Genomic DNA, 20,973 nt, shown 5'->3' with positions numbered 1-20,973 from the left:
GGGTGCGGACACGCCGACGGCCCGGCCCCACGGGTGTGGGACCGGGCCGTCGGTTCGTCGCGTCAGCCTTCCGCGGACTCCGCGGCGGCTGCCGTCCTGCGGGTCCGCCGGGGCTTCGCCTCCGGCTCCGGCTCGGCCACGGCCGCCGCCTTGCGGGTGCGACGGACCTTGGGCTTCGCCTCGTCCGCGGCCTGCGCCGGAATCTCGGCGACGGCCGCGGTCTTCTTGGCCGTGGCCTTCCGCGTGCGGCGCGGCTTGGTCTCCGCGGCCTCGGTCTCGGCCTCCGGAACCGTCTGCGCCGGAATCCCGACGGCGACGGCCGGCTCCGACTCGGCGACCTTACGGGTCCGGCGACGCGGCTTGGCCTCGACGGCTTCCGCGGTGTCGACCGCGTCGACCATGGTCTCGGCCTTCTTGGCCGCGGTCTTGCGGGTGCGGCGGGGCTTGGTTTCCGTCGCTTCGGCCGGCTCGGTGCCGCTTTCGGCGGTGTCGACGGCGGTTTCGGCCTTCTTGGCCGCGGTCTTGCGGGTGCGGCGGGGCTTGACCTCCTCGACCGCATCGGCGTCACCCTCGACCGCGTCGACCACGGTCTCGGCCTTCTTGGCCGCGGTTTTGCGGGTGCGGCGCGGCTTGGTCTCGGTCGCTTCGGCCGGCTCGGTGCCGCTTTCGGCGGTGTCGACGGCGGTTTCGGCCTCCTTGGCCGCGGTCTTGCGGGTGCGGCGCGGCTTGGTCTCGGTCGCCTCGGCCGACTCGGTGCTCACCTCCGCCGTGTCCACCGCCGCGGTGTCCGCGGTCCTGCGGGTGCGGCGACGGCGAGGTTCGGCGACCGGAGCCTCGGGCTCCGTGACGACCGGCGCCTCCGTGACGACCGGGGCCGCCACGGCCACCGCGGTTTCCTCGGCCACCGGGGTGACCACGGCCGTCGCCGTGTCCGCCGCGCCCCGGCGTGTCCGGCGGCGGCGCGGCTTCGCGGGAGCCTCGACGGCCTCCGCCGCCGTGCCCTCCGCCGTGTCGACGGCGGACTCTGCCGCCTCCACCGCGGTCGTCGCCCCGGCAGGGGCTCCGCCGCGCGTACGGCGACGGCGGCGCGGGGTGCGGGCGACCACGTCGGCCTCCGCCTCGCCGGCGCCTTCGGCGGCCGGGCTCACGGGCTGCTGCGCCGCCTCGTCCGGCACCGCACCGCCACGCGTACGGCGACGGCGGCGCGGCGTCCGGGTCGAGGTCTCGCGCTCCGCGGAACGGGAGTCGTCGCGCCCGCCCCGGCCACCGCGCCCGCGCGGTGCACGCCCGCCCGGCTCGCCCAGGTCCTCCAGCTCCTCCGCGTCCAGCCCGGCGCGCGTACGCTCCGAGCGCGGCAGGACGCCCTTGGTGCCCTCGGGAATGCCGAGGTCCGAGAACAGGTGCGGGGAGGTGGAGTACGTCTCCGCCGGGTCGCCGAGGCCCAGGTCCAGCGCCTTGTTGATCAGCTGCCAGCGCGGGATGTCGTCCCAGTCGACCAGCGTGATCGCCGTACCCTTCGCACCCGCGCGGCCGGTGCGGCCGATGCGGTGCAGATACGTCTTCTCGTCCTCGGGGGACTGGTAGTTGATGACGTGCGTCACGCCCTCGACGTCGATGCCGCGGGCGGCGACGTCGGTGCAGACGAGCACGTCCACCTTGCCGTTGCGGAACGCGCGCAGCGCCTGTTCGCGGGCGCCCTGGCCGAGGTCGCCGTGGACCGCGCCGGAGGCGAAGCCGCGCTGCTTGAGCTGGTCGGCGAGGTCGGCGGCGGTGCGCTTGGTGCGGCAGAAGACCATGACCAGGCCCCGGTCGTCGGCCTGCAGTATCCGCGCGACCATCTCGGGCTTGTCCATGTTGTGCGCGCGGTAGACGAACTGCGTGGTGTTCGCGACCGTCGCGCCCTCGTCGTCCGGGGACGTGGCGTTGATGTGCGTCGGCTGCGACATGTAGCGCCGGGCGAGACCGATCACCGCCCCCGGCATGGTGGCCGAGAACAGCATGGTCTGACGCTTGACCGGAAGGAAGTTGATGATCTTCTCGACGTCGGGCAGGAAACCGAGGTCGAGCATCTCGTCGGCCTCGTCGAGGACGAGGGCCTTCACGTGCTTGAGGTCGAGCTTCTTCTGTCCGGCGAGGTCGAGCAGTCGGCCCGGGGTGCCGACGATCACGTCGACACCCTTCTTCAGCGCCTCGACCTGCGGCTCGTAGGCCCGGCCGCCGTAGATCGCGGTGACGCGCACATTGCGCACCTTGCCGGCGGTGAGCAGGTCGTTGGTGACCTGCGTGCACAGCTCGCGCGTGGGGACGACGACCAGCGCCTGCGGCGCGTCGGTGAGGTCCTCGGGCTTCGCGCGGCCGGCCTCGACATCCGCGGGGACGGTGACGCACTCGATGAGCGGCAGGCCGAAGCCGAGCGTCTTGCCGGTACCGGTCTTGGCCTGGCCGATGACGTCCTTGCCCGACAGGGCCACGGGGAGCGTCATCTCCTGGATGGGGAAGGCGGTGGTGATGCCGACGGCCTCCAGGGCCTCGGCGGTCTCGGGGAGGATCCCGAGCTCTCGGAACGTCGTAGTCAGGGTGCTGCCTCTTCTGTGTGCGCGGTGCGAGGCGAGCGCGGGGGTCGTGCAGAAACCATGCCGGGGACGTCGGCCGCCTTACGGGCGATGCCGCAGGGCACGGGACCACTGCCGACGCTCGAGCGCTCGTACCGCTGAGGGTCCCCCTCCGGAATCCGCACGCGGTGTGGCGTACGGCAAGGAGGGCTGTCGGGTCGGAGCCGATCGGTCCTCCGACCGGGCATCCTCATACATGCGGCCCGTCGAGTACGTCAGAGTGCTCAGCAGGCGCATTACCACCATACCCCGGATTCGCGCACACGCCATGGCCGATTTGGTCACGTAGTCGTCGTCACACTGGTTCACCAGGGCCTTCAGGGGCGTGACAAGCGGGCTATTGTGCGCTTCATGACGAGCTCTGACAAGCCTGACAACGCCGCGGACACCCCCGACACCTCCGCCGGACCCACCGGCGTGGCCGCCATGGACTGGGCGGCCGCCTCCGTCGACCCGCAGTACCGCGCCGCTGTCGTGGATCTGCTCGGCGCGCTCGCGTACGGCGAGCTGGCGGCGTTCGAGCGGCTCGCGGAGGACGCCAAGCTGGCGCCCACGCTGGCGGACAAGGCGGAGCTGGCGAAGATGGCCTCGGCCGAGTTCCACCACTTCGAGCGGCTGCGCGACCGGCTCGCCGGAATCGGCGAGGAGCCGACGCTCGCGATGGAGCCGTTCGTCGCCGCGTACGACGGTTTCCACAAGCAGACGGCGCCCTCCGACTGGCTGGAGGGGCTGGTCAAGGCCTACGTCGGCGACTCCATCGCCAGCGACTTCTACCGCGAGGTCGCGGCCCGCCTGGACTCCGACACCCGCGCCCTGGTGCTGGCCGTGCTCGACGACACCGGCCACGGCGGCTTCGCCGTGGAGAAGGTGCGCGCCGCGATCGACGCGGACCCGCGCGTGGGCGGGCGGCTCGCGCTGTGGGCGCGGCGGCTGATGGGCGAGGCGCTGTCGCAGTCCCAGCGGGTCGTCGCGGACCGGGACGCGCTGTCGACCATGCTCGTGGGCGGCGTCGCGGACGGGTTCGACCTCGCCGAGGTCGGCAGGATGTTCTCCCGGATCACCGAGGCGCACACCAAGCGCATGGCGGCACTGGGGCTGGCGGCCTGAGGACGGCCAGGACCTGTCCGCTGCGTCACGCCGGAGGAGACCGACGGCACCGGGTCGGCGTCGGCCCGGCGTCCGCGGCGTGATCCGCCGGACGGGGGGCCGGGGGCCGGTTCACGACCGGCGCCGCCCACGGCGGCCGGTCACGCGGTCGCCGACCGGCGGCGCAGTCTTCCCGCCGGGCGCAGCAGCAGCGACAAGGACGCCACGGACACGATCACCGCGCCGAGCAGGATCGTCAGCAGGTTGCCGGCGTCCAGCGCGGTGTTCATGAGGAAGGCGCCGAACAGCGCTCCGGCCACACCGGTCGGCAGGACGAGGGCGCGGGCGGGAAGACGATGTGGCAGGCGGTGGGCGGCCGCCCACGCCAGAGTCAGGCCGAGGATCGCGGAGCTGAGCGCTTCCAAGAGCATGTCGGGGTCCCTCCCACATGGCCGGCCTGCTCACATCAGTCCTAGCCCGTCTTACCCCTGACCTGCGGAATCCAATCCTCCCCTGTGGAGGACCTGTGCGCCGTCCGTGCACATGTGAAGGGCCCGGCGGTCTCGAACCGCCGGGCCCTTCACATGACCACTCGACTGCCGGTCGCGCCTACAGCGCGCCGAAGCCCACCTTGCGCGGGGCCGGCTCACCGATCTCGATGTAGGCGAGACGGTCGGCCGGGACCAGGATCTTGCGGCCGTGCTCGTCCACGAGGCTCAGCAGCTGCGACTTCCCGGCCAGCGCCTCGGCCACCACGCGCTCGACCTCCTCGGCGCTCTGACCGCTCTCCAGAACGATCTCGCGGGGCGCGTGCTGCACGCCGATCTTGACCTCCACGGCTATGTCCCTCCGACGGTCAGTGAAGTGCGCGACCTTCCGCGCCGTACCAGCACACATTAGCCCGGTGAGGGGATGCGCACGCTGCGCCCGGCAACGCCAGGAGCGAACAGCCGGCGGGAACAAACAGCCGCCGGCGCCCGCCCGCCCTCCTCAGTGGTGCTGTTCGCTGCCGTGCAACGGGAATCCCGCGATGCCCCGCCAGGCCAGCGAGGCCAGCAGTTGCACCGCATGGTCGCGCGGCACGCTGCGGTCGCTGTGCAGCCAGGACCGCGCCACCACCTGGGCGAGACCGCCGAGCCCTGAGGCGAGCAGCATCGACTCCGCCCGCGACAGCCCGGTGTCCTCGGCGATCACGTCGCAGATCGCCTCCGCGCACTCGTTGGTCACCTTGTCGACGCGCTCGCGCACGGCGGGCTCGTTCGTCAGGTCCGACTCGAAGACCAGGCGGAAGGCGCCGCCGTCGTCCTCGACGTACGCGAAGTAGGCGTCCATGGTCGCCCGTACGCGCTGCTTGTTGTCCGACGTCGACGCCAGCGCGTGGCGCACCGACTGGATCAGGGCCTCGCAGTGCTGGTCCAGCAGTGCGAGATACAGATCGAGCTTGCCCGGGAAGTGCTGGTAGAGCACCGGCTTGCTGACGCCCGCACGCTCGGCGATGTCGTCCATCGCGGCCGCGTGGTAGCCCTGCGCGACGAAGACTTCCTGGGCGGCGCCCAGCAACTGGTTCCGTCGGGCACGGCGTGGCAGGCGTGTACCCCTCGGGCGTACCGCGTCTGTCTGCTCGATGGCTGTCACGCCGCCTCCCAATGTCGTCCACGTGCGGTGTGAGCCGCGCCGCCATCGTACTTTTCGGTAACCGTGGTGTGCGCGGTGAGAGCGCAGAATTTCACGGACCGGACGGCGGTGAAAGCCGTACGGACGGTTTCAAAAGCTGTCAGAGCGGGCAAGAAGTTTCCTCCTCACTGCTCGACGACGGTCCTCGTCGGTGCGCTCGTCACCGGTAGTCGTCCTCGTCGAGGGAGACGATCCTGGCCTGCTCCATCAGGTCCGCCTCGCTGGCGCGGTCGGGATCGACGCCGGTCATCGGGTCGTCGCGGTCCGGCTTCACCTCCGTGTGCTGCTCGGCCGCGTCGACCTCGGGAGCCTCGACGTCGAACTCCTCGTCCTCGCGGGCGTCCTCGTCCTCCACGAACGTCTCGGGGTCGGTCGGATCTACGGCCATGCCGGGCTCCCTTCCTGCTTCCTGTGAACGGCTGCTGCGAACGTCCCTGAAGACTGCAGGGGCGATGTGCGGGTGCCCTTTCCACGAGCCTAGGAGACACCCGATTCGGACGCTATGCGATCCGCGACCGGGACGTGACAGGGAGCGCACGACGGGACCCGCCCCCGGGGCGGTCAGGAGTCGGCCCTTGTGGCGTCCTGTGAGGGCGAACACACGAACCACCACGTGATCGTCTCGTAACATTGCCGCATGTCTTCGACCGAGCTGCCGTCCGTGCCGCCCGCAAACATGCTTCCCAAGGTGGCGGCGGTCAGGATCGCGGAGGGCGAGCGGCTCAGCTCGGTGGAGCTGCCCGGCGTCACGCTGTCGGTACGGTCGCGGCCACCCGCGCGGGAGGGGCTGCCCTCCGCCCTCTACGTCCACGGACTCGGCGGTTCCTCGCTGAACTGGTCGGCGCTCATGCCGCTGCTGGACGACGTCGTCGACAGCGAGGCCGTCGACCTGCCGGGCTTCGGCGACTCCCCGCCCCCGGACGACGGCGACTACTCCATCACCGCGCACGCACGCGCGGTGATCCGCTATCTCGACACGACCGGCCGCGGCCCGGTGCACCTCTTCGGCAACTCGCTCGGGGGCGCGGTCGCGACCCGTGTCGCCGCCGTACGCCCCGACCTCGTCCGCACCCTCACGCTCGTGTCACCGGCCCTGCCGGAACTGCGGGTGCAGCGCACCGCCGTCCCCACGGGGCTGCTGGCGGTGCCCGGGGTCGCACCGCTGTTCACCCGGATCACCCGCGAGTGGACGGCGGAACAGCGCGTCCGGGGCGTGATGCAGCTCTGCTACGGCGACCCCGCGCGGGTGTCGCCGGAAGGGTTCCGCAACGCCGTGCAGGAGATGGAGCGGCGGCTGCGGCTGCCGTACTTCTGGGACGCGATGGCGCGCTCCGCGCGGGGGCTCGTCACCGCCTATCTGCTGGGTGGCCAGCAGGGACTGTGGCGTCAGGCCGAGCGGGTGCTCGCGCCGACCCTGCTCGTCTACGGCGGCCGGGACCAGCTCGTCGGCTTCCGCATGGCCCAGCGGTCGGCGCGCGCCTTCCGGAACTGCCGGCTGGTGACGATTCCGGACGCGGGGCACGTCGCGATGATGGAGTACCCCGGGACGGTGGCCCTCGCCTTCCGTGAACTCCTCGCGGATACAACGGATTCGGCGGATCAGGGGGATACTGGTGAGCCGGGCGCGAGGGGCGCTCCGGGTTCACCCGCCGGCACCGGTGGGGGAACCGCCGCCGAGAACACGAGGGGCTGAGGCGCGACGTGGGACGCCACAGCCGCCGTGGACCCGCCCGGAAGGGCGACACCGCGGACAAGAGTGCCGTACGGGACGGCCGTCCGGCGCCGGACGGTTCGTCCGGGACCGGGCAGGCGGACCGGCCGCGGCAGATGAACGGCCCGGGCCCGCACCGGACGCCCGCGCTCCCGCCGCAGCAGGAACCCAGGGGCGAGGCCCAGCGGTACGGGACCCCTCCGGCATACGGAACGACGGGATACGGGACACCGGCCGGCGGCGTGCCGCGCCTCCCGGACGGAACGCCGGCGCACGGCGTGCCGCGCCTCCCGGACGGCTGGCTCCCGGACGGAACGCCCGCGCATGGCGTACCGCGTCTGCCGGACGGAACCCCGGCGCACGGCTTTCCCCGGCTGCCCGACGGGACTCCCGCGCACGGCTTTCCCCGGCTGCCCGACGGAACACCTGCCCGTGGCGTTCCCCAGGCCCGTGGTGGGCATCCCGAGCAGCGGGAACCCGGGGGCGGCTGGGGGACGTCGGACGGTCGTACGGCGGCCGGGGCCGGGTACGGCATGCCGGCGGGGCCGGGTGCGCCCCTCCCGCGACAGCGGCAGGCGCCTCCCGGAGGGCCGCGTCAGGACTACCTCGACGCCTTCGGCGAGGACGCCGACCTCTTCTCCCCGCGCACGCCCGCCTACGTGCCCCGCCCGGCGGGTCCCGCGGACCCCTACGCCGCCGTCACCGACTGGAGCGCCGCCCCGGCCACCGGTGTCCCCGCCGACCTCGATGACGACGACACGCCGCCGACCGGAGAGCCCGCGCCGGCCAGGGGCGGCAAGGGGCGGGCGTTCACCGGGATCGCGGCCGCCGCCGTCACGACCGTGCTGGCCGTCGTCGTGGCCGGGCAGGTCACCGACGAACGCGACGGCACCGGCGTACAGGCGCAGGCCGCCGGCGAGCAGGCACGCGACGTCCGGGACTCCGCCTCGCGCGGGGACGACCGGGAGACGCCCTCCGTACCCAGCGCCGAACCGCTGACCTACGAGCAGAGGATGGACCAGAAGTACCCGCTGAGCGCCGCGCGCGGGGGCACGGGGAAGTTCGACGCGATCCCCGGCATCGACAAGGCTCCGGGCAAGGGGGAGAAGGTCACCTACCGCGTGGACGTGGAGCAGGGGCTCGGCCTCGACGGTGAACTCTTCGCCGAAGCGGTCCAGAAAACGCTCAACGACAACCGCAGCTGGGCGCACAACGGCGCGCGCACGTTCGAGCGCGTCCACTCCGGCGAGGTCGATTTCGTGATCACCCTCGCCGGTCCGGACACGACCGCCGACTGGTGCGCCAAGTCCGGCCTGGACACCACCGTGGACAACGTCTCCTGCGACTCGGCGGCCACCGAGCGCGTGATGATCAACGCGGACCGCTGGGCGCGGGGAGCGGACACCTACGGCGACAAGATGCACGCCTATCGCCAGATGCTGATCAACCACGAGATCGGCCACCGCCTGGGCTACAACCACGTCACCTGTGACAAGGACGGCGACCTGGCCCCGGTCATGCAGCAGCAGACCAAGTTCCTCGACCACGACGGAATCAGCTGCCGCCCGAACGCATGGCCCTACCCCAAGGGTTGAGCGCCTAGCGCGGCGGAACGCGCTCCGCGCGGGAAAGTTACGCCCGTTCACCCCTTTTGGTGGCGTGATGGACAACCGTCCATCACGCCACCTCCTTGTCCGCATACGTTCGTCCCGCTGCGAGCCGCCAAACCAACGGCGGCTCCCCACACGGGAGATCGGGGGTGCGCACGTGCGCATCGGACTGCTTACGGAGGGTGGCTATCCGTACGTGGGCGGTGAGGGCGGGCTCTGGTGCGACCGCTTGGTGCGCGGACTCGGCCAACACGAGTTCCACGTCTACGCGTTCAGCACCGGCGAAGCCCAGGAGGACGCGGGCTGGGTCCCGCTGCCGCCCCAGGTCGGCCGGGTCCGCACCGCACCGCTGTGGGCGGCCGAGGACGACGGGGTGGTGTACGGCCGCCGCGCACGCCGGCGCTTCTCGGAGCACTACGGTGAACTGGCCGCCGCCCTCTGCACCGCGACGGACCCCACCGCCCCCGACCCGCAGCCCGCGACAGCCGAGGCGGACCGTTTCGCCACCGCTCTTCGGGGCCTCGCCGAACTCGCCCGCGACGAAGGCGGCCTGGTGGCCGCACTCCGCTCCGAGACGGCCGTACGCGCCCTGGAACGCGCCTGTCGTGCGCCCGGCGCCCTGCGTGCGGCGCGTGAGGCCCGCGTACCCGATCTGCTGGCCGTCGCCGCACACCTGGAGCGCGCCCTGCGCCCCCTCTCGCTCGACTGGTACGAGGAGGACGGGCTGGGCGCGGTGGATCTGTGCCACGCCGCCGCCGGCGGGGTGACGGCTCTTCCGGGCCTGCTCGCCCACCACTTCTTCGACATCCCCCTCCTCGTCACCGAGTACGGCGTACGCCTGCGGACGCACTACCTCACCCGCCCGGACGCCTCACCCGCGGTCCGCTCCCTGCTCGCCGCCTTCCACGGCAGGCTCGCCGCCGAGACCTACCGCCGGGCCGCGGTCATCACACCGGGCAACACGCACGCCCGCCGCTGGCAGGAGCGCTGCGGCGCCGACCGGGCGAAGCTCCGCACGGTGTACCCCGGCATGGACGCCGCGCCCTTCGCCGAGGCGGGGGAGTCCCCGGAGGGCGCCGACCCGCACACCCTCGTCTGGGTCGGCCGTGTGGAGCCCGCCAAGGACCTGGTCTCGCTGCTGCACGCCTTCGCGGAGATCCGCAAGGAGGAGCCGAAGACCCGGCTGCGGATCATCGGAGGTCCGTCGGACCCGGAGGGCGCCGCCTACCGCGGCCACTGCGAGGCACTGGCCGCGCACCTCTTCCCGGACGAGGCCGAGGGACCGCACTCCGTGGGCGCCAACCCGGTGTCCTTCGAGGAGATCGGCGGCCCGGGCCCGGCCACCCCCGCCGACGCGTACGCCTCGGGCGCCGTGACCGTTCTCTCCAGCGTCGTCGAGGGCTTCCCGGCCGGTCTCGTCGAGGCGATGCTCTGCGGGCGCGCGACGGTCTCCACGGACGTCGGCGCGGTCGTGGAGGCCATCGGCGGCACCGGTCTCGTCGTACCGCCCCGCAATCCGCGGGCGCTCGCCGAGGCGTGCGTCTCCCTGCTGCGCGACCCCGAGCGCCGCGTACGCCTCGGTGCCGCCGCGCGCGCCCGCGCGCTCGAGTTGTTCACCGTCGACCAGAACATCGCGGCGTTCCACGGCATCTACCTGGAGATCCTCGCGCGCACACCGGTCCGCCGCCTGCTCCTCGACGACACCGGCGACCCGCTGCCCTTCGCCACCCCCGCCGAGGCCCACGTCCCCGGCCACTGGACCGACCCCGGCCACCGCGCCGTCCCCAGGTGGGCCATGGACACCCCGGTACCCGCGACGGAGACAGCCCGATGACCGACCTCGGCGAACTGAACCGCAGCACTCCGTCCGGTGCGGCCGACCCGGTCAAGGCGCTGCTGCACCGCCACCGCGACCTGTGCGAACGGGCGGTGGACCCCCTGGAGATCGCGGCGGGCCTGGAGGCCCACGGCATCACCGACCGCACCGCCGCCCGCTTCCGGCACCGTGACGTCTTCTCCCTCGCGGAGGAGCTCTACGCCAGGGTCCCCCGTGACGACACACCACCTCGGCCCGCCCCGGCCACCACGGGTCCGAGGGCACGCGCCGACTGGACCGTCCTCACCCTGCTCCCCGGCGCCCTGTGCGTGGCGACGGTGATCGCCCTGCGCCTCACCCACGGCCAGCTCCGCCTCTGCACGGCGGCCACCGGCATCCTGGCCGTCACCCTCGCCCTGCGTGCGGCACTGCGCCGGGGCCCGCTGAGCGCCCGGGCCGGCATTTCGTCCCGCTCCGCCACGGCGTCCTGGAACTGCTGGCTCCTCGGCTACGCCCTCCTGGGCGACGGCCTGCTCAGCACGGCCGTCACCGGCGGCCCCGACGGTCTGCCCGACGGCACGGCGGAGGGGGACTGGCCGCTCACCGTCGCCCCGGTCGTGGCGCTCGCCCTGTCCTGCGCGCCCGCCGCCTGGACGGCCCGCCTCTTCGCCGCCCGCGTCCGCCGCAGGCTGGCGTCGAGTCGTGGTCTGGAGGACTTCTCGGCTTCCGTGCGACCCGCGCTCATCGGTGTGTTCGCCCTGTTCTTGGGCGCGGTGGCCGTTCTGCTCACGGTGACGTCCAGGCTCCTCGACGAGCCCCTCGCCCTGCCCTCGACGCTCGCCCTGGGAGGCCTTCTCTACCTGGCCCGCCTCCTCACGATCCACGGTTTCACCCACGCGCCGAGGGTGATCCTCACGATCACGGCCGTCACCCAGATGACGGCCCTGGCCACGCTCTTCACGGCCCGCCTCCCCGGCTGCGACGCCCTGGCCACACCGGTCCAAACCCTGACCACGTCCTGGAGCCCCGCCGCCCTCCCCACCCTCACCTGCGGGACAGCGGCGTTGCTCCTGCTGATCCACGCCTCCCGCAAACTCGCCCGAGCCTCGGCGCACATCCCCCCGGAGCAACCGCGGTGACGACGCGAATGCCGGCCGAGGACGGTGTGGCCCCGGTGCTCATGCGGTGCCCTGCGCCGGTGGACCGGGGCCGGGCCTCACGGCCCGGCGCTCGCGCCCCGAGGAACACACCCGAAGGAGAACCCCACATGACCACCCCGGACGCCGAAGGAGCCGCCCGATGAGAGTCCTCATGATCGGAGCCAACGGCTACATCGGCCGCTTCGTAGCCGACCGCCTCCTCGCCGACCCCGCCGTCCAGCTCACCGCTCTCGGCCGCGGTGACGACGCCGACGTCCGCTTCGACCTCGCCACCGGCAGCCCCGGCGCCCTCACCCGCTTCCTCGACGCCGTCCATCCCGGCGTGGTCGTCAACTGCGCCGGCACCACGCGGGGCGGCGCCCGCGAACTCACCCGGCACAACACCGTCGCCGTGGCCACCGTCTGCGAGGCCCTCCGACGCAGCGGCTGTGGCGCACGGCTCGTGCAGATCGGCTGCGGCTCGGAGTACGGTCCCAGCCAGCCCGGCTCGTCCACGGCGGAGGACGCCGTCCCCCGCCCCGGCGGCCCCTACGGCGTCAGCAAGCTCGCCGCCACCGAGCTGGTCCTCGGCTCCGGCCTGGACGCCGTGGTCCTCCGGGTCTTCTCACCCGTCGGCCCCGGGACCCCCGCCGGCTCCCCCCTCGGCCGCCTCGCCGAGGCGATGCGCCGTGCCATGCAGTCCGGCGACAGCGAGCTGAAGCTCGGCGGTCTCGGGGCACAACGGGACTTCATCGACGTCCGCGACGTGGCCCGCGCCGTCCACGCCGCCTCCCTCTCCGCCGCGCAGGGTGTCATCAACATCGGCTCGGGCCGCGCCGTCCGCCTCCGCGACGCCGCCGGAATCCTCGCCAGGGTGGCCGGCTACGGCGGCGCCCTCAACGAACTGGACACCTCCCCGGGCCTGCACCCACCGCACGTACCCCACCCCACCCACACGCCCCACCCCACCACCCTTCTCCGCACCACGATCAACCATCCACGCCCCGACCTCGACCATCCCACCACCCCCGTCGCCTTCCCGTACCCCGACGGCTGCGGCAGCTGGCAGCAGGCCGACGTCCGCACCGCCCGCGACCGCCTCGGCTGGCGCCCCCGGATCAACCTCGAGGAGTCCCTCGCCGACATCTGGATGGAGGCGGCATGCCGTATCTGACCAGCGTCAAAGCCGGTACGGCGAGCACCGGCGTCCGTACGGGCTTCGGCGTCCCCGGCCTCGCGCACCCCCTCGTCGCCCCGACCGAGTGGAGCGAGCTCACCCGCCCGGGCACCCCTCTGCACTGGGTCGTCCTCGACGTGGCCGACGGCCCCGGCACCCGACCCGACCCGCACTGCCTGGAGGCGGCCGGCCGCCTCCGCAACGCCGGTGTCCGCGTCCTCGGCCACCTCGACTCGGCGTACGGCCTCCGCACGTTCGGTGAGGTGATCTCGGACGCCCGCCGTTTCATCGACTGGTACCAGGTCGACGGCTTCCTGCTGGACCGCTGTCCCGCCGACCGGGCCGCACTCCCCGAGGTCGGGCGCACGATCACCACACTCCGGGCGCTCCATGACGCCCACATCGTCCTCGGCCACGGCACCCATCCGTACCCGGGATACGCCGAACACGCCGACCAGTTGGTCACCTTCTCCGGCCCGTGGAACGACTACCGCTGGTCGCAGGTGGCGGAGTGGACCGCCGACCACCCGCCCGAACGCTTCTGCCACTTCGTGCACGGAGTGCCCCGCCCGCACCTGGACGAGGCCCTGCGCATCGCCCGCTGGCAGGGCGCCGCGACGATCTACTTCACGGACCACACCCGCCACCCGGGGCACCACGCCCGTCCTGCCCCCTGGGAGCCCCTGCCCGGCTACTGGGACGACATCGTCTCGCGTATCGGGACAGGTGTCTCGGAATGAAAAAGGCCATGGCACTGTTAAGCGAAGAACACCCGTAGTGATTGACCGACCAACGGAGTCCCCGTGTCGCTGCCACCCCTGGTCGAGCCGGCCCCCGAGCTCACCGTAGACGAGGTCCGCAGGTACTCCCGCCACCTGATCATCCCCGATGTGGGCATGGACGGGCAGAAGCGGCTGAAGAACGCCAAGGTGCTCTTTGTGGGCGCTGGTGGCCTGGGCTCGCCGGGTCTGATGTACATGGCCGCGGCGGGCGTGGGCACGCTCGGCATCGTGGAGTTCGACGAGGTCGACGAGTCGAACCTGCAGCGCCAGATCATCCACAGCCAGTCCGACATCGGCCGCCCCAAGGCCGAGTCCGCGCGTGACACGATCAAGGGCATCAACCCGTACGTGAACGTGGTCCTCCACGAGGAGCGGCTCGAGGCCGACAACGTGATGGACCTGTTCAGCCAGTACGACCTGATCGTCGACGGCACGGACAACTTCGCGACCCGCTACCTGGTCAACGACGCCTGTGTGCTGCTGAACAAGCCGTACGTATGGGGCTCGATCTACCGCTTCGACGGCCAGGCGTCGGTCTTCTGGTCCGAGCACGGCCCCTGCTACCGCTGCCTCTACCCGGAGCCCCCGCCCCCCGGCATGGTCCCCTCCTGCGCCGAGGGCGGCGTCCTGGGCGTGCTGTGCGCGTCCATCGGCTCCATCCAGGCCAACGAGGCGATCAAGCTGCTCGCCGGCATCGGTGAGCCGCTGGTCGGCCGGCTCATGATCTACGACGCCCTGGAGATGCAGTACCGCCAGGTCAAGGTCCGCAAGGATCCCGACTGCGCGATCTGCGGCGACAACCCGACCGTCACCGAGCTCATCGACTACGAGGCCTTCTGCGGCGTCGTGTCCGAGGAGGCCCAGGCGGCGGCCGTCGACTCCACGATCACTCCGAAGCAGCTCAAGGAGTGGATCGACGACGGCGAGAGCATCGAGCTTATCGACGTCCGCGAGCCGAACGAGTTCGAGATCGTGTCCATCCCGGGCGCCCGCCTGATCCCCAAGAACGAGTTCCTCATGGGCAACGCCCTGGAGAGCCTGCCGCAGGACAAGAAGATCGTCTTGAACTGCAAGACGGGTGTCCGCAGTGCGGAAGTCCTCGCCGTCCTGAAGTCCGCGGGCTTCGCCGACGCCGTCCACGTGGGCGGCGGTGTGATCGGCTGGGTCAACCAGATCGAGCCGGAGAAGCCGGTCTACTGACCGACCCCGGCACGCACATGAGCCGACGCGGGGGCTCCGGGCACCACGAGTGCGCGGAGCCCCCGCCGTCGTCATGAGCAGATCTTGCCGTCCTCGGGCACCGTGCCGTCCAGCAGGTACGCGTCCACCGTGGAGTCGACGCAGTCGCTCCCACTGCCGTACGCGCCATGGCCCTCGCCCTTCCAGGTGAGCACCACACCGACGTCCTCGCCCAGCTCGTCCGCCATCTTCCGGGCACCCTCGTACGGTGTGGCCGGGTCGCCGGTGTTGCCCACGACCAGGACCGGCGCCGCGCCCGGCGCGCTCACCTCCGGGGTGTCGAACTGGCCGGGCACCGGCCAGTCGTGACACCAGCCGGCCGTGTCCCAGCCGAGGAAGGACCCGAACACGGGCGAGAGCTCCTCGAACTCGGGCAGCAGCTTCTTCGTTTCCTCCGGAGTCGGCCGCTGCTTGTCGTCCAGGCACGATATGACCCGCTGGGAGTGGGTCGTCGTGCCGTACTGACCCGAGGCGTCGCGTTCGTTGTAGCCGTCGGCCAGCGCCAGCAGCTCCGTGCCGTCGCCCTCCTCGGCCGCTTCCAGCGCGCTGGTCAGCACCGGCCAGCTGGTCTTGCTGTACAGCGGCAGGACGATGCCGGTCAGTGCCAGCGTCTGCGTCAGCTCGCGCCCGGACGACGACGTCGGCAGCGGGTCGGAGTCGATCCGCTCCAGCAGCTCCGCGATCTCGCGCGAACCCTGCTCGGGGTCCCGCCCGGTGGACTTCAGGTAGTTGTCGAGGGCTGTCTGGAAGCCTCGGGTCTGGTTCTTGGCGTGGCCCATGGTGTCGGCGCTCGGGTCGACCACCGCGTCGAGCGTCATCCGCCCCACCTTCTTCGGGAAGAGATGGGCGTAGACACCGCCCAGCTCGGTGCCGTAGGAGATGCCGAAGTAGTTCAGCCGGTCGTCGCCGAGGGACTGCCGGATGCGGTCCATGTCGCGAGCGGTGTCCGTGGTCGAGACGTGGGCCATCAGCTTCCCGGCGGCGTCCTGGCAGCCCTTGCCGAAGTCGGCGGCGTCCTGGAGGAACGTCCGCTCCTCGGCCGGTGTGTCCGGGGTGCCGTCCACCGACGACTCGGCGGCCTGGATGCTCTCGTCGTCGCGGCAGCGGACGCCCTCGCTGGCGGCGACCCCGCGCGGATCCCAGCTCACCAGGTCGTACCGCTCGCGCAGCTCGGAGGCCGTGGCGGCGTAGGACGGCATCATCGACACGCCGGACCCGCCCGGTCCGCCGAAGTTGAACAGCAGGGAGCCGAGGCGGTCGTCGCCCGTGGCCTTGGCCCGGATCAGGGCGAGCCCGATCGTGGAGCCGTCCGGCTTCGACCAGTCCAGCGGCACCCTGAGGGTGGCGCACTGCCAGTCCTCGCCCGGTGCGGGAGCGTCCCCGGAGGCCTTGCAGCGCCCCCAGTCGAGCGCCGTCCCGCCGCTCTTTCCGTCACTGCCGGAGTCGTCGTCCGACGAGCCGTCGCCGCTGCAGCCGGCCGTCAGCAGTGCGGCGGCGACCGTCAGGGCCGTCCACCGTGTGAAACGGGTCATGTGCCATTTCCCCCTCGCTGGCCGTCCGCACCGTGCCGCGGATGGCGGTCAGGCCATGGTAGGCAGACCCGCCGCTCGCCGGGGCGGCCTGTGGATAACGCTCTGACCTGCGTCTTAATAGTGAACTGTCTGCTCGCTCATGAGCAGACGGTCCCGTCCGCGGGCACTTTTCCGTCCAGGAGATAGCCGTGCACCGCGTCCTGCACACATCTGTTCTTGCTGTTGTAGGCCCCGTGTCCCTGCCCCTTGTACGTCAGCTCCACTCCCACGCCCGCACCGAGTGCCTGCGCCATCCTGCGCGCCCCCTCGTACGGAGTGGCCGGGTCGCCGGTGTTGCCGATCACCAGGATCGGAGCGGCGCCGGGGGCGTGGACATCCGGATGCTCGGCGGCCCCCGGCACCGCCCAGTCGGTGCAGCTGACCATTCCCCATGCCAGATACTCCCCGAACAGCGGGGACGCCGCCCGGAACCCGGGCAGCCGGCGCTCCACGTCCTCGGGGGTGTAGCGGGGTTTGTCGTCGGCGCAGTTGATGGCCACGTTGGCCGGGACGAGGTTGTTGTACTCACCGTTCTTGCTGCGCCCGTTCATCGAGTCGGAGAGCACCATCAGAATCGTTCCGTCACCCTCGTACGCCCGCTCGAGGCCATCGGTGAGGAACTTCCAGAGGTCCTCCGAGTACAGTGTCTGCACGATTCCGTTGGTCGCGGCGGTCTGGGTCAGTTCCCGCGGGAAGATGCCCGGGATGGGCGTGCTGTCGAGGTCCTTCAGCAGTTCGGCGATCCGGTCCTTCACGTCCTGCACGCTGTCGCCGACGGGGCACTCCTCGGTCCCCGAGACGCAGTCCTCGGCGTAGTTGTCGAGCGCGAGCTGGAACCCCCGCGCCTGTCCGAGCGAGCCCTGTTCCGCGGTTTCCGTGGGGTCGACGACCGCGTCGAACACCGCGCGGCCCACCTTCTCGGGGAACAGGTGGGCGTAGACGCCGCCGAGTTCGGTGCCGTAGGAGATGCCGAAGTAGTGCAGCACGTCGTCGCCGAGGACCTGACGCATCAGGTCCAGGTCACGGGCGGCGTCCGTGGTGCGTACATGAGGCAGCACCCGCTCGGATTTCTTCTCGCAGGCCGCGTTGAACTCCTCGGTGCGGTCCAGGAGTTCCGCGCGCTCGGTCCTGTCGTCGGGGGTGGCGTCCTGCTGGAAGTACGTGTCGAGCTGCTGGTCGTCCAGACAGGTCACGGGCGCGCTGCGCCCGACCCCGCGGGGATCGAAGCTCACCAGGTCGTAGCGGGTGCGCAGGGTCGCGTAGTCCTTGCCGAACCCGGGCAGTGCGGTGACGCCGGAGCCGCCCGGGCCACCGAAATTGAAGATCAGGGAGCCGATGCGTTCGCTCGCCGTGCCGCTCGACCTGGCCCGGATCAGCGCGAGGCCGATGGTGTCGCCCTGGGGATCGTCCCAGTCCAGCGGCGCCTTCATGGTGGCGCAACTCCATTCGCCCCGGTCACCGGGGAGGGGGGACGGGGAGGTGCCCCCTCCCTGCGCCTCGGACGGAGCCGGACAGTCCCTCCAGCTGAGCCGCTGTTCCGTCAGGTCCTCGGCCTTGTCGGCGTCCTCACCGCAGCCGGTCAGCAGGGCGGGCAGCAGCACGGCGCAGACGGTCAGGACGGCGGCACGCAGACGGAAGGGGTGGGGCATGGTCCCATCCTGCGGTCGCCCGGAGCGGGACGCGCGGGGCACGGGCCGTACGAGGTAAGGGGCCCTCGCTCACAAGGCCGCCTTGCGCGTGAGGTGGTTGAAGGCCAGCCAGCCCGGCAGTACCGGCAGCCAGAGCGTCAGCAGCCGGAAGAGCAGCACCGCCGGCGCGGCGACCTCCTTGGGGAGCCCGACCGCGATGAGACCGACCGTCAGGGTCGCCTCGACCGCGCCGACACCGCCCGGCGTCGGGGCCGCCGACCCCAGCGCGTTGCCCGCGAGGAAGACGACGGCGACGCCGGCGATGCTGACGGATGTCGTCTCGTCGCCGAACGCCCGGATCGAGGCGTCCAGGCACATCACGAAGCAGGCCGTCAGCAGCAGCATGCCGCCGATGCCGGTGATCAGTTTCTGCGGCCGCTGCAGCACATCGAGCATGCGCGGCACGACACCCGCGAAGAGTGAGCGCACGCGCGTGACGACGAATTTCCGCAGGAACGGCACCGAGGTCACCACGAGCACCAGCACCGCCACCGTCAGCAGACCCCCGATCACCGTGCGGGACGGTGAGAGGGAGGGCGTCTTCTCGGTACCGGTCAGATAGCCGAACGCCAGCAGCATCAGGATGTGACAGCCGAGCCCGAAGAGCTGCGACGCGCCGACGCTCGCCACCGCGAGACCGGGCCGCACCCCCGCGCGCTGGAGGAACCGCGTGTTCAGGGCGACACCGCCCACCGCCGCCGGGGCGACGATCTTCACGAACGACCCGGCGACCTGTGCCGCCACGGTCCGCACGAACGGCACCCGCTCCGGTACGAATCCGAGCAGGGCCATGGCCGCCGCGACATAACTGGCCGCCGAGAACAGCACCGCCGCGGCCACCCAGCCCCACTCCGCGTTGGCGATCAGCGGGCCGAACTCGATGTGGGTGAGCTGCGTCAGCAGGAAGTACGCGCCGATCGCACCGGCGATGAAACTGATCAGCGTCCGCGGGCGCACCCGTTCCAGCCGGGCCGGCTCGACCGGGGCCTGTGGCCTGATCCGCAGCACCTCGTGCCGGATCTGGGTGAGCAGATCCTCCTCGCGCGCCTCCTCCAGGGCTTCGTCGATGGCCCGCTTCTCGGCCCGCTGCTCCGCGCGTACGGCCTTCTTGTCGGGTTTGTCCGGCTTGTCGAGGACGACACGGTGGGCGCCGTGCTCCGCGCGGGCCGGTCTGGACTGCCGGGAGGCCTCCAGGACCGCCTCACGTTCGCGTTCCGCCCGCTCCCGGGCCAGCTTGCGCAGGGTCCCGCGCGTGGAGCGGCTCAGCGCGATGGGCTGGAGCATCGGCAGACAGTCCGCCACGGTGTCGGGGCCGAGGACGCTCAGCGCGGAGGCCACCGCGCGTTCGGCGCCCACCCTGAGACCCAGCGTCACCAGCAGTTGGGAGGTGTCCATGCGCAGCAGCAGATCGCCGGCCGCGATCTCGCCGACGCGCAGATCGGTGAGGATCACCGTGCCGGAACGATCCACCAGGATGGCGTCGCCCACCAGCCTGCGGTGCGCGATACGGCGGGACTGCAGGGCCTGTACCTGGTGCCAGGTGTCGCGCAGCAGTTCGTCGGTGATCTCCTCGTCCGGCAGTGAGTCGAGGGTGCGCCCGCCGCTGTGCTCGTAGACGAGCATCACCGCGTCGGGACCGAGTTCGGAGGTGGCGATCAGTTTGGGCGCGTTGGCGCCGGCCGCGATGGCCGCGTAGGCCAGCAGCGCCTCCTGCTCCAGCGCCTGGCGCAGCGACTGCAGGCTGCTGCGGGTGGCGAAGCCGCGCAGGGCCAGATTGCGCCACGCGCGGTAGAAGAATCCCTGCGCCTGCTGCTCACGGTCGACCACCGTGACGTCCAGCGGCGGACCGTCCTCCAGGGTGACGAAGTAGCGGCGCCCCCGGTCCCCGGCCTCGGAGGCGTCACCGGACTCCACCCGGGACGCGGTCACGGGGCGGAAGCCGACGGTGCGCAGGCCCGCCATCAGCGTGCGGCCGGTGGGGCGCACATTGGGTGAACCGACCGCGTAGAGGGTGCCGTAGGCGACGGTCCAGCCGATCAGGACCGTCAGGATGATCGAGAACGGTGTCGTGTACCCGGTGACGAGCATCGAGAAGGCGTCGAGGAGCAGCACCACCCACAGCACCGCGCGCCACCGGGGTCTGCGGGACATCCCGACGGCCGTCATGTACGCGATCACCGGGGCCAGATAGCCGTGCACCGGATCGGTCAGGGCGTGTATGTCACCGGGAGAGGGCTGGGTGAGCGCCTCCTGGATCGAGCCCGGAGCGGCACGTGCGACCCACAGGTCGGTGGCGAGCGTCACACCGTGCGCGAGGACGGCGGCGAGCACGCCGTCGGCGATCCGCAACCCGTCCCGTTTGATCAGCCGCTCGATGGCGAAGGCCACCGGCACCAGGAGGATCGCGATGCTGGAGGCCAGGCCCGCGATCTTGATGAGCAGGTCGGGCGCCTGACCGGTGCCCTTGCTGATGTCCTGCTCCAGGCCCGAGGTGGTGCCGTGGGCGAACGCGGCGATCGCCAGCAGCACCACGACGGCGAGTACGCCCGCCAGGAGCCGCATGAGGTCGGACGGGCGGTGCACCCGCGCGGGGAGCAGCGGTTCGTCGCCCTCCACCTCGTCGATGTGTGCCGTCTCGGGGTCCGCGGTGTCCGGGCGCGACAAGGCGTCAGGGGTGCCCTTCGTGCCCTCGGAGTGCGCACCCTGCTGCTTCATCGTCTCTTCTCGATCTTGTATCACCGGTCACCGCCCGCACGATGGTGGCATGCCGTACCGGCACAAGGGGGCATCAGGGTCCGAACGCGGGCGGCACAGTCTGCCCGAAGCACCGCTTCGGGGCGAGCCGCGCGCACGCGCGTGAGCGCGTCG

Annotated in this window: 16 protein-coding genes; 8 read left to right on the top strand and 8 right to left on the bottom strand. The window is 71.9% G+C overall.

What is annotated here, in order from left to right:
• Positions 1-62 precede the first annotated feature (62 nt).
• Positions 63-2,483: a DEAD/DEAH box helicase gene (locus ACFXAE_RS27665; RefSeq protein ID WP_384719608.1), complete on the bottom strand. Its 2,421-nt coding sequence runs from the start codon at positions 2,481-2,483 to the stop codon at positions 63-65.
• Between the two features lie 480 nt (positions 2,484-2,963).
• Here ACFXAE_RS27665 and ACFXAE_RS27660 point away from each other — a divergent pair, with 480 nt between their 5' ends.
• Positions 2,964-3,719, top strand: a complete 756-nt coding sequence (locus ACFXAE_RS27660) for a ferritin-like fold-containing protein (RefSeq protein WP_384719606.1) — start codon at positions 2,964-2,966, stop codon at positions 3,717-3,719.
• Between the two features lie 140 nt (positions 3,720-3,859).
• Here the strand turns inward: ACFXAE_RS27660 and ACFXAE_RS27655 are convergent, their stop codons facing one another.
• From ACFXAE_RS27655 to ACFXAE_RS27640, 4 genes are all read right to left on the bottom strand, one after another.
• Positions 3,860-4,129, bottom strand: a complete 270-nt coding sequence (locus ACFXAE_RS27655) for a hypothetical protein (protein ID WP_384719604.1) — start codon at positions 4,127-4,129, stop codon at positions 3,860-3,862.
• Between the two features lie 178 nt (positions 4,130-4,307).
• Complete coding sequence (locus ACFXAE_RS27650; protein WP_030220063.1) at positions 4,308-4,535, bottom strand: DUF3107 domain-containing protein; 228 nt, start codon at positions 4,533-4,535, stop codon at positions 4,308-4,310.
• 153 nt (positions 4,536-4,688) lie between these two features.
• On the bottom strand, positions 4,689-5,333 hold the full coding sequence (locus tag ACFXAE_RS27645; RefSeq protein ID WP_384719602.1) for a TetR/AcrR family transcriptional regulator: 645 nt from the start codon (positions 5,331-5,333) through the stop codon (positions 4,689-4,691).
• Between the two features lie 199 nt (positions 5,334-5,532).
• On the bottom strand, positions 5,533-5,760 hold the full coding sequence (locus ACFXAE_RS27640; protein WP_384719600.1) for a hypothetical protein: 228 nt from the start codon (positions 5,758-5,760) through the stop codon (positions 5,533-5,535).
• Positions 5,761-6,009: 249 nt separating this feature from the next.
• Between ACFXAE_RS27640 and ACFXAE_RS27635 the strand changes: the two genes are divergently transcribed.
• The 7 genes from ACFXAE_RS27635 (at position 6,010) to moeZ (ending at position 14,807) form a co-directional block, all read left to right on the top strand.
• Entirely contained in the window at positions 6,010-7,065 is a 1,056-nt protein-coding gene (locus tag ACFXAE_RS27635; RefSeq protein ID WP_384719598.1) for an alpha/beta fold hydrolase, read from the top strand.
• An 8-nt stretch (positions 7,066-7,073) separates the two neighbouring features.
• Positions 7,074-8,678 (top strand): DUF3152 domain-containing protein, encoded by a 1,605-nt coding sequence (locus tag ACFXAE_RS27630; RefSeq protein WP_384719596.1) that lies wholly within the window; start codon positions 7,074-7,076, stop codon positions 8,676-8,678.
• Positions 8,679-8,850: 172 nt separating this feature from the next.
• Complete coding sequence (locus ACFXAE_RS27625; RefSeq protein WP_384719594.1) at positions 8,851-10,527, top strand: DUF3492 domain-containing protein; 1,677 nt, start codon at positions 8,851-8,853, stop codon at positions 10,525-10,527.
• On the top strand, positions 10,524-11,648 hold the full coding sequence (locus ACFXAE_RS27620; protein ID WP_384719592.1) for a hypothetical protein: 1,125 nt from the start codon (positions 10,524-10,526) through the stop codon (positions 11,646-11,648). The genes ACFXAE_RS27625 and ACFXAE_RS27620 overlap by 4 nt, the downstream gene beginning before the upstream one ends.
• A 160-nt stretch (positions 11,649-11,808) precedes the next feature.
• Positions 11,809-12,822: an NAD-dependent epimerase/dehydratase gene (locus tag ACFXAE_RS27615; RefSeq protein WP_384719590.1), complete on the top strand. Its 1,014-nt coding sequence runs from the start codon at positions 11,809-11,811 to the stop codon at positions 12,820-12,822.
• Positions 12,810-13,565: a spherulation-specific family 4 protein gene (locus ACFXAE_RS27610; protein WP_384719588.1), complete on the top strand. Its 756-nt coding sequence runs from the start codon at positions 12,810-12,812 to the stop codon at positions 13,563-13,565. The genes ACFXAE_RS27615 and ACFXAE_RS27610 overlap by 13 nt, the downstream gene beginning before the upstream one ends.
• A 63-nt stretch (positions 13,566-13,628) precedes the next feature.
• Positions 13,629-14,807, top strand: a complete 1,179-nt coding sequence (gene moeZ, locus ACFXAE_RS27605; RefSeq protein ID WP_217129507.1) for an adenylyltransferase/sulfurtransferase MoeZ — start codon at positions 13,629-13,631, stop codon at positions 14,805-14,807.
• Positions 14,808-14,878: 71 nt separating this feature from the next.
• Here moeZ and ACFXAE_RS27600 read toward each other — a convergent pair whose 3' ends face one another.
• The 3 genes from ACFXAE_RS27600 to ACFXAE_RS27590 all read right to left on the bottom strand — a co-directional run bounded on the left by ACFXAE_RS27600 (position 14,879) and on the right by ACFXAE_RS27590 (position 20,820).
• Positions 14,879-16,378, bottom strand: coding sequence for an alpha/beta hydrolase (locus ACFXAE_RS27600; protein ID WP_384719586.1), 1,500 nt, complete (start codon positions 16,376-16,378; stop codon positions 14,879-14,881).
• Positions 16,379-16,515: 137 nt separating this feature from the next.
• Entirely contained in the window at positions 16,516-18,066 is a 1,551-nt protein-coding gene (locus ACFXAE_RS27595; RefSeq protein WP_384719584.1) for an alpha/beta hydrolase, read from the bottom strand.
• 69 nt (positions 18,067-18,135) lie between these two features.
• Positions 18,136-20,820, bottom strand: coding sequence for a lysylphosphatidylglycerol synthase domain-containing protein (locus ACFXAE_RS27590; protein ID WP_384719582.1), 2,685 nt, complete (start codon positions 20,818-20,820; stop codon positions 18,136-18,138).
• Between the last annotated feature and the right edge of the window lie 153 nt (positions 20,821-20,973).

It is taken from the genome of Streptomyces sp. NPDC059454 (genome assembly GCF_042749965.1).
GTDB lineage: Bacteria > Actinomycetota > Actinomycetes > Streptomycetales > Streptomycetaceae > Streptomyces.
This window is presented reverse-complemented; position numbering and strand designations above follow the sequence as displayed.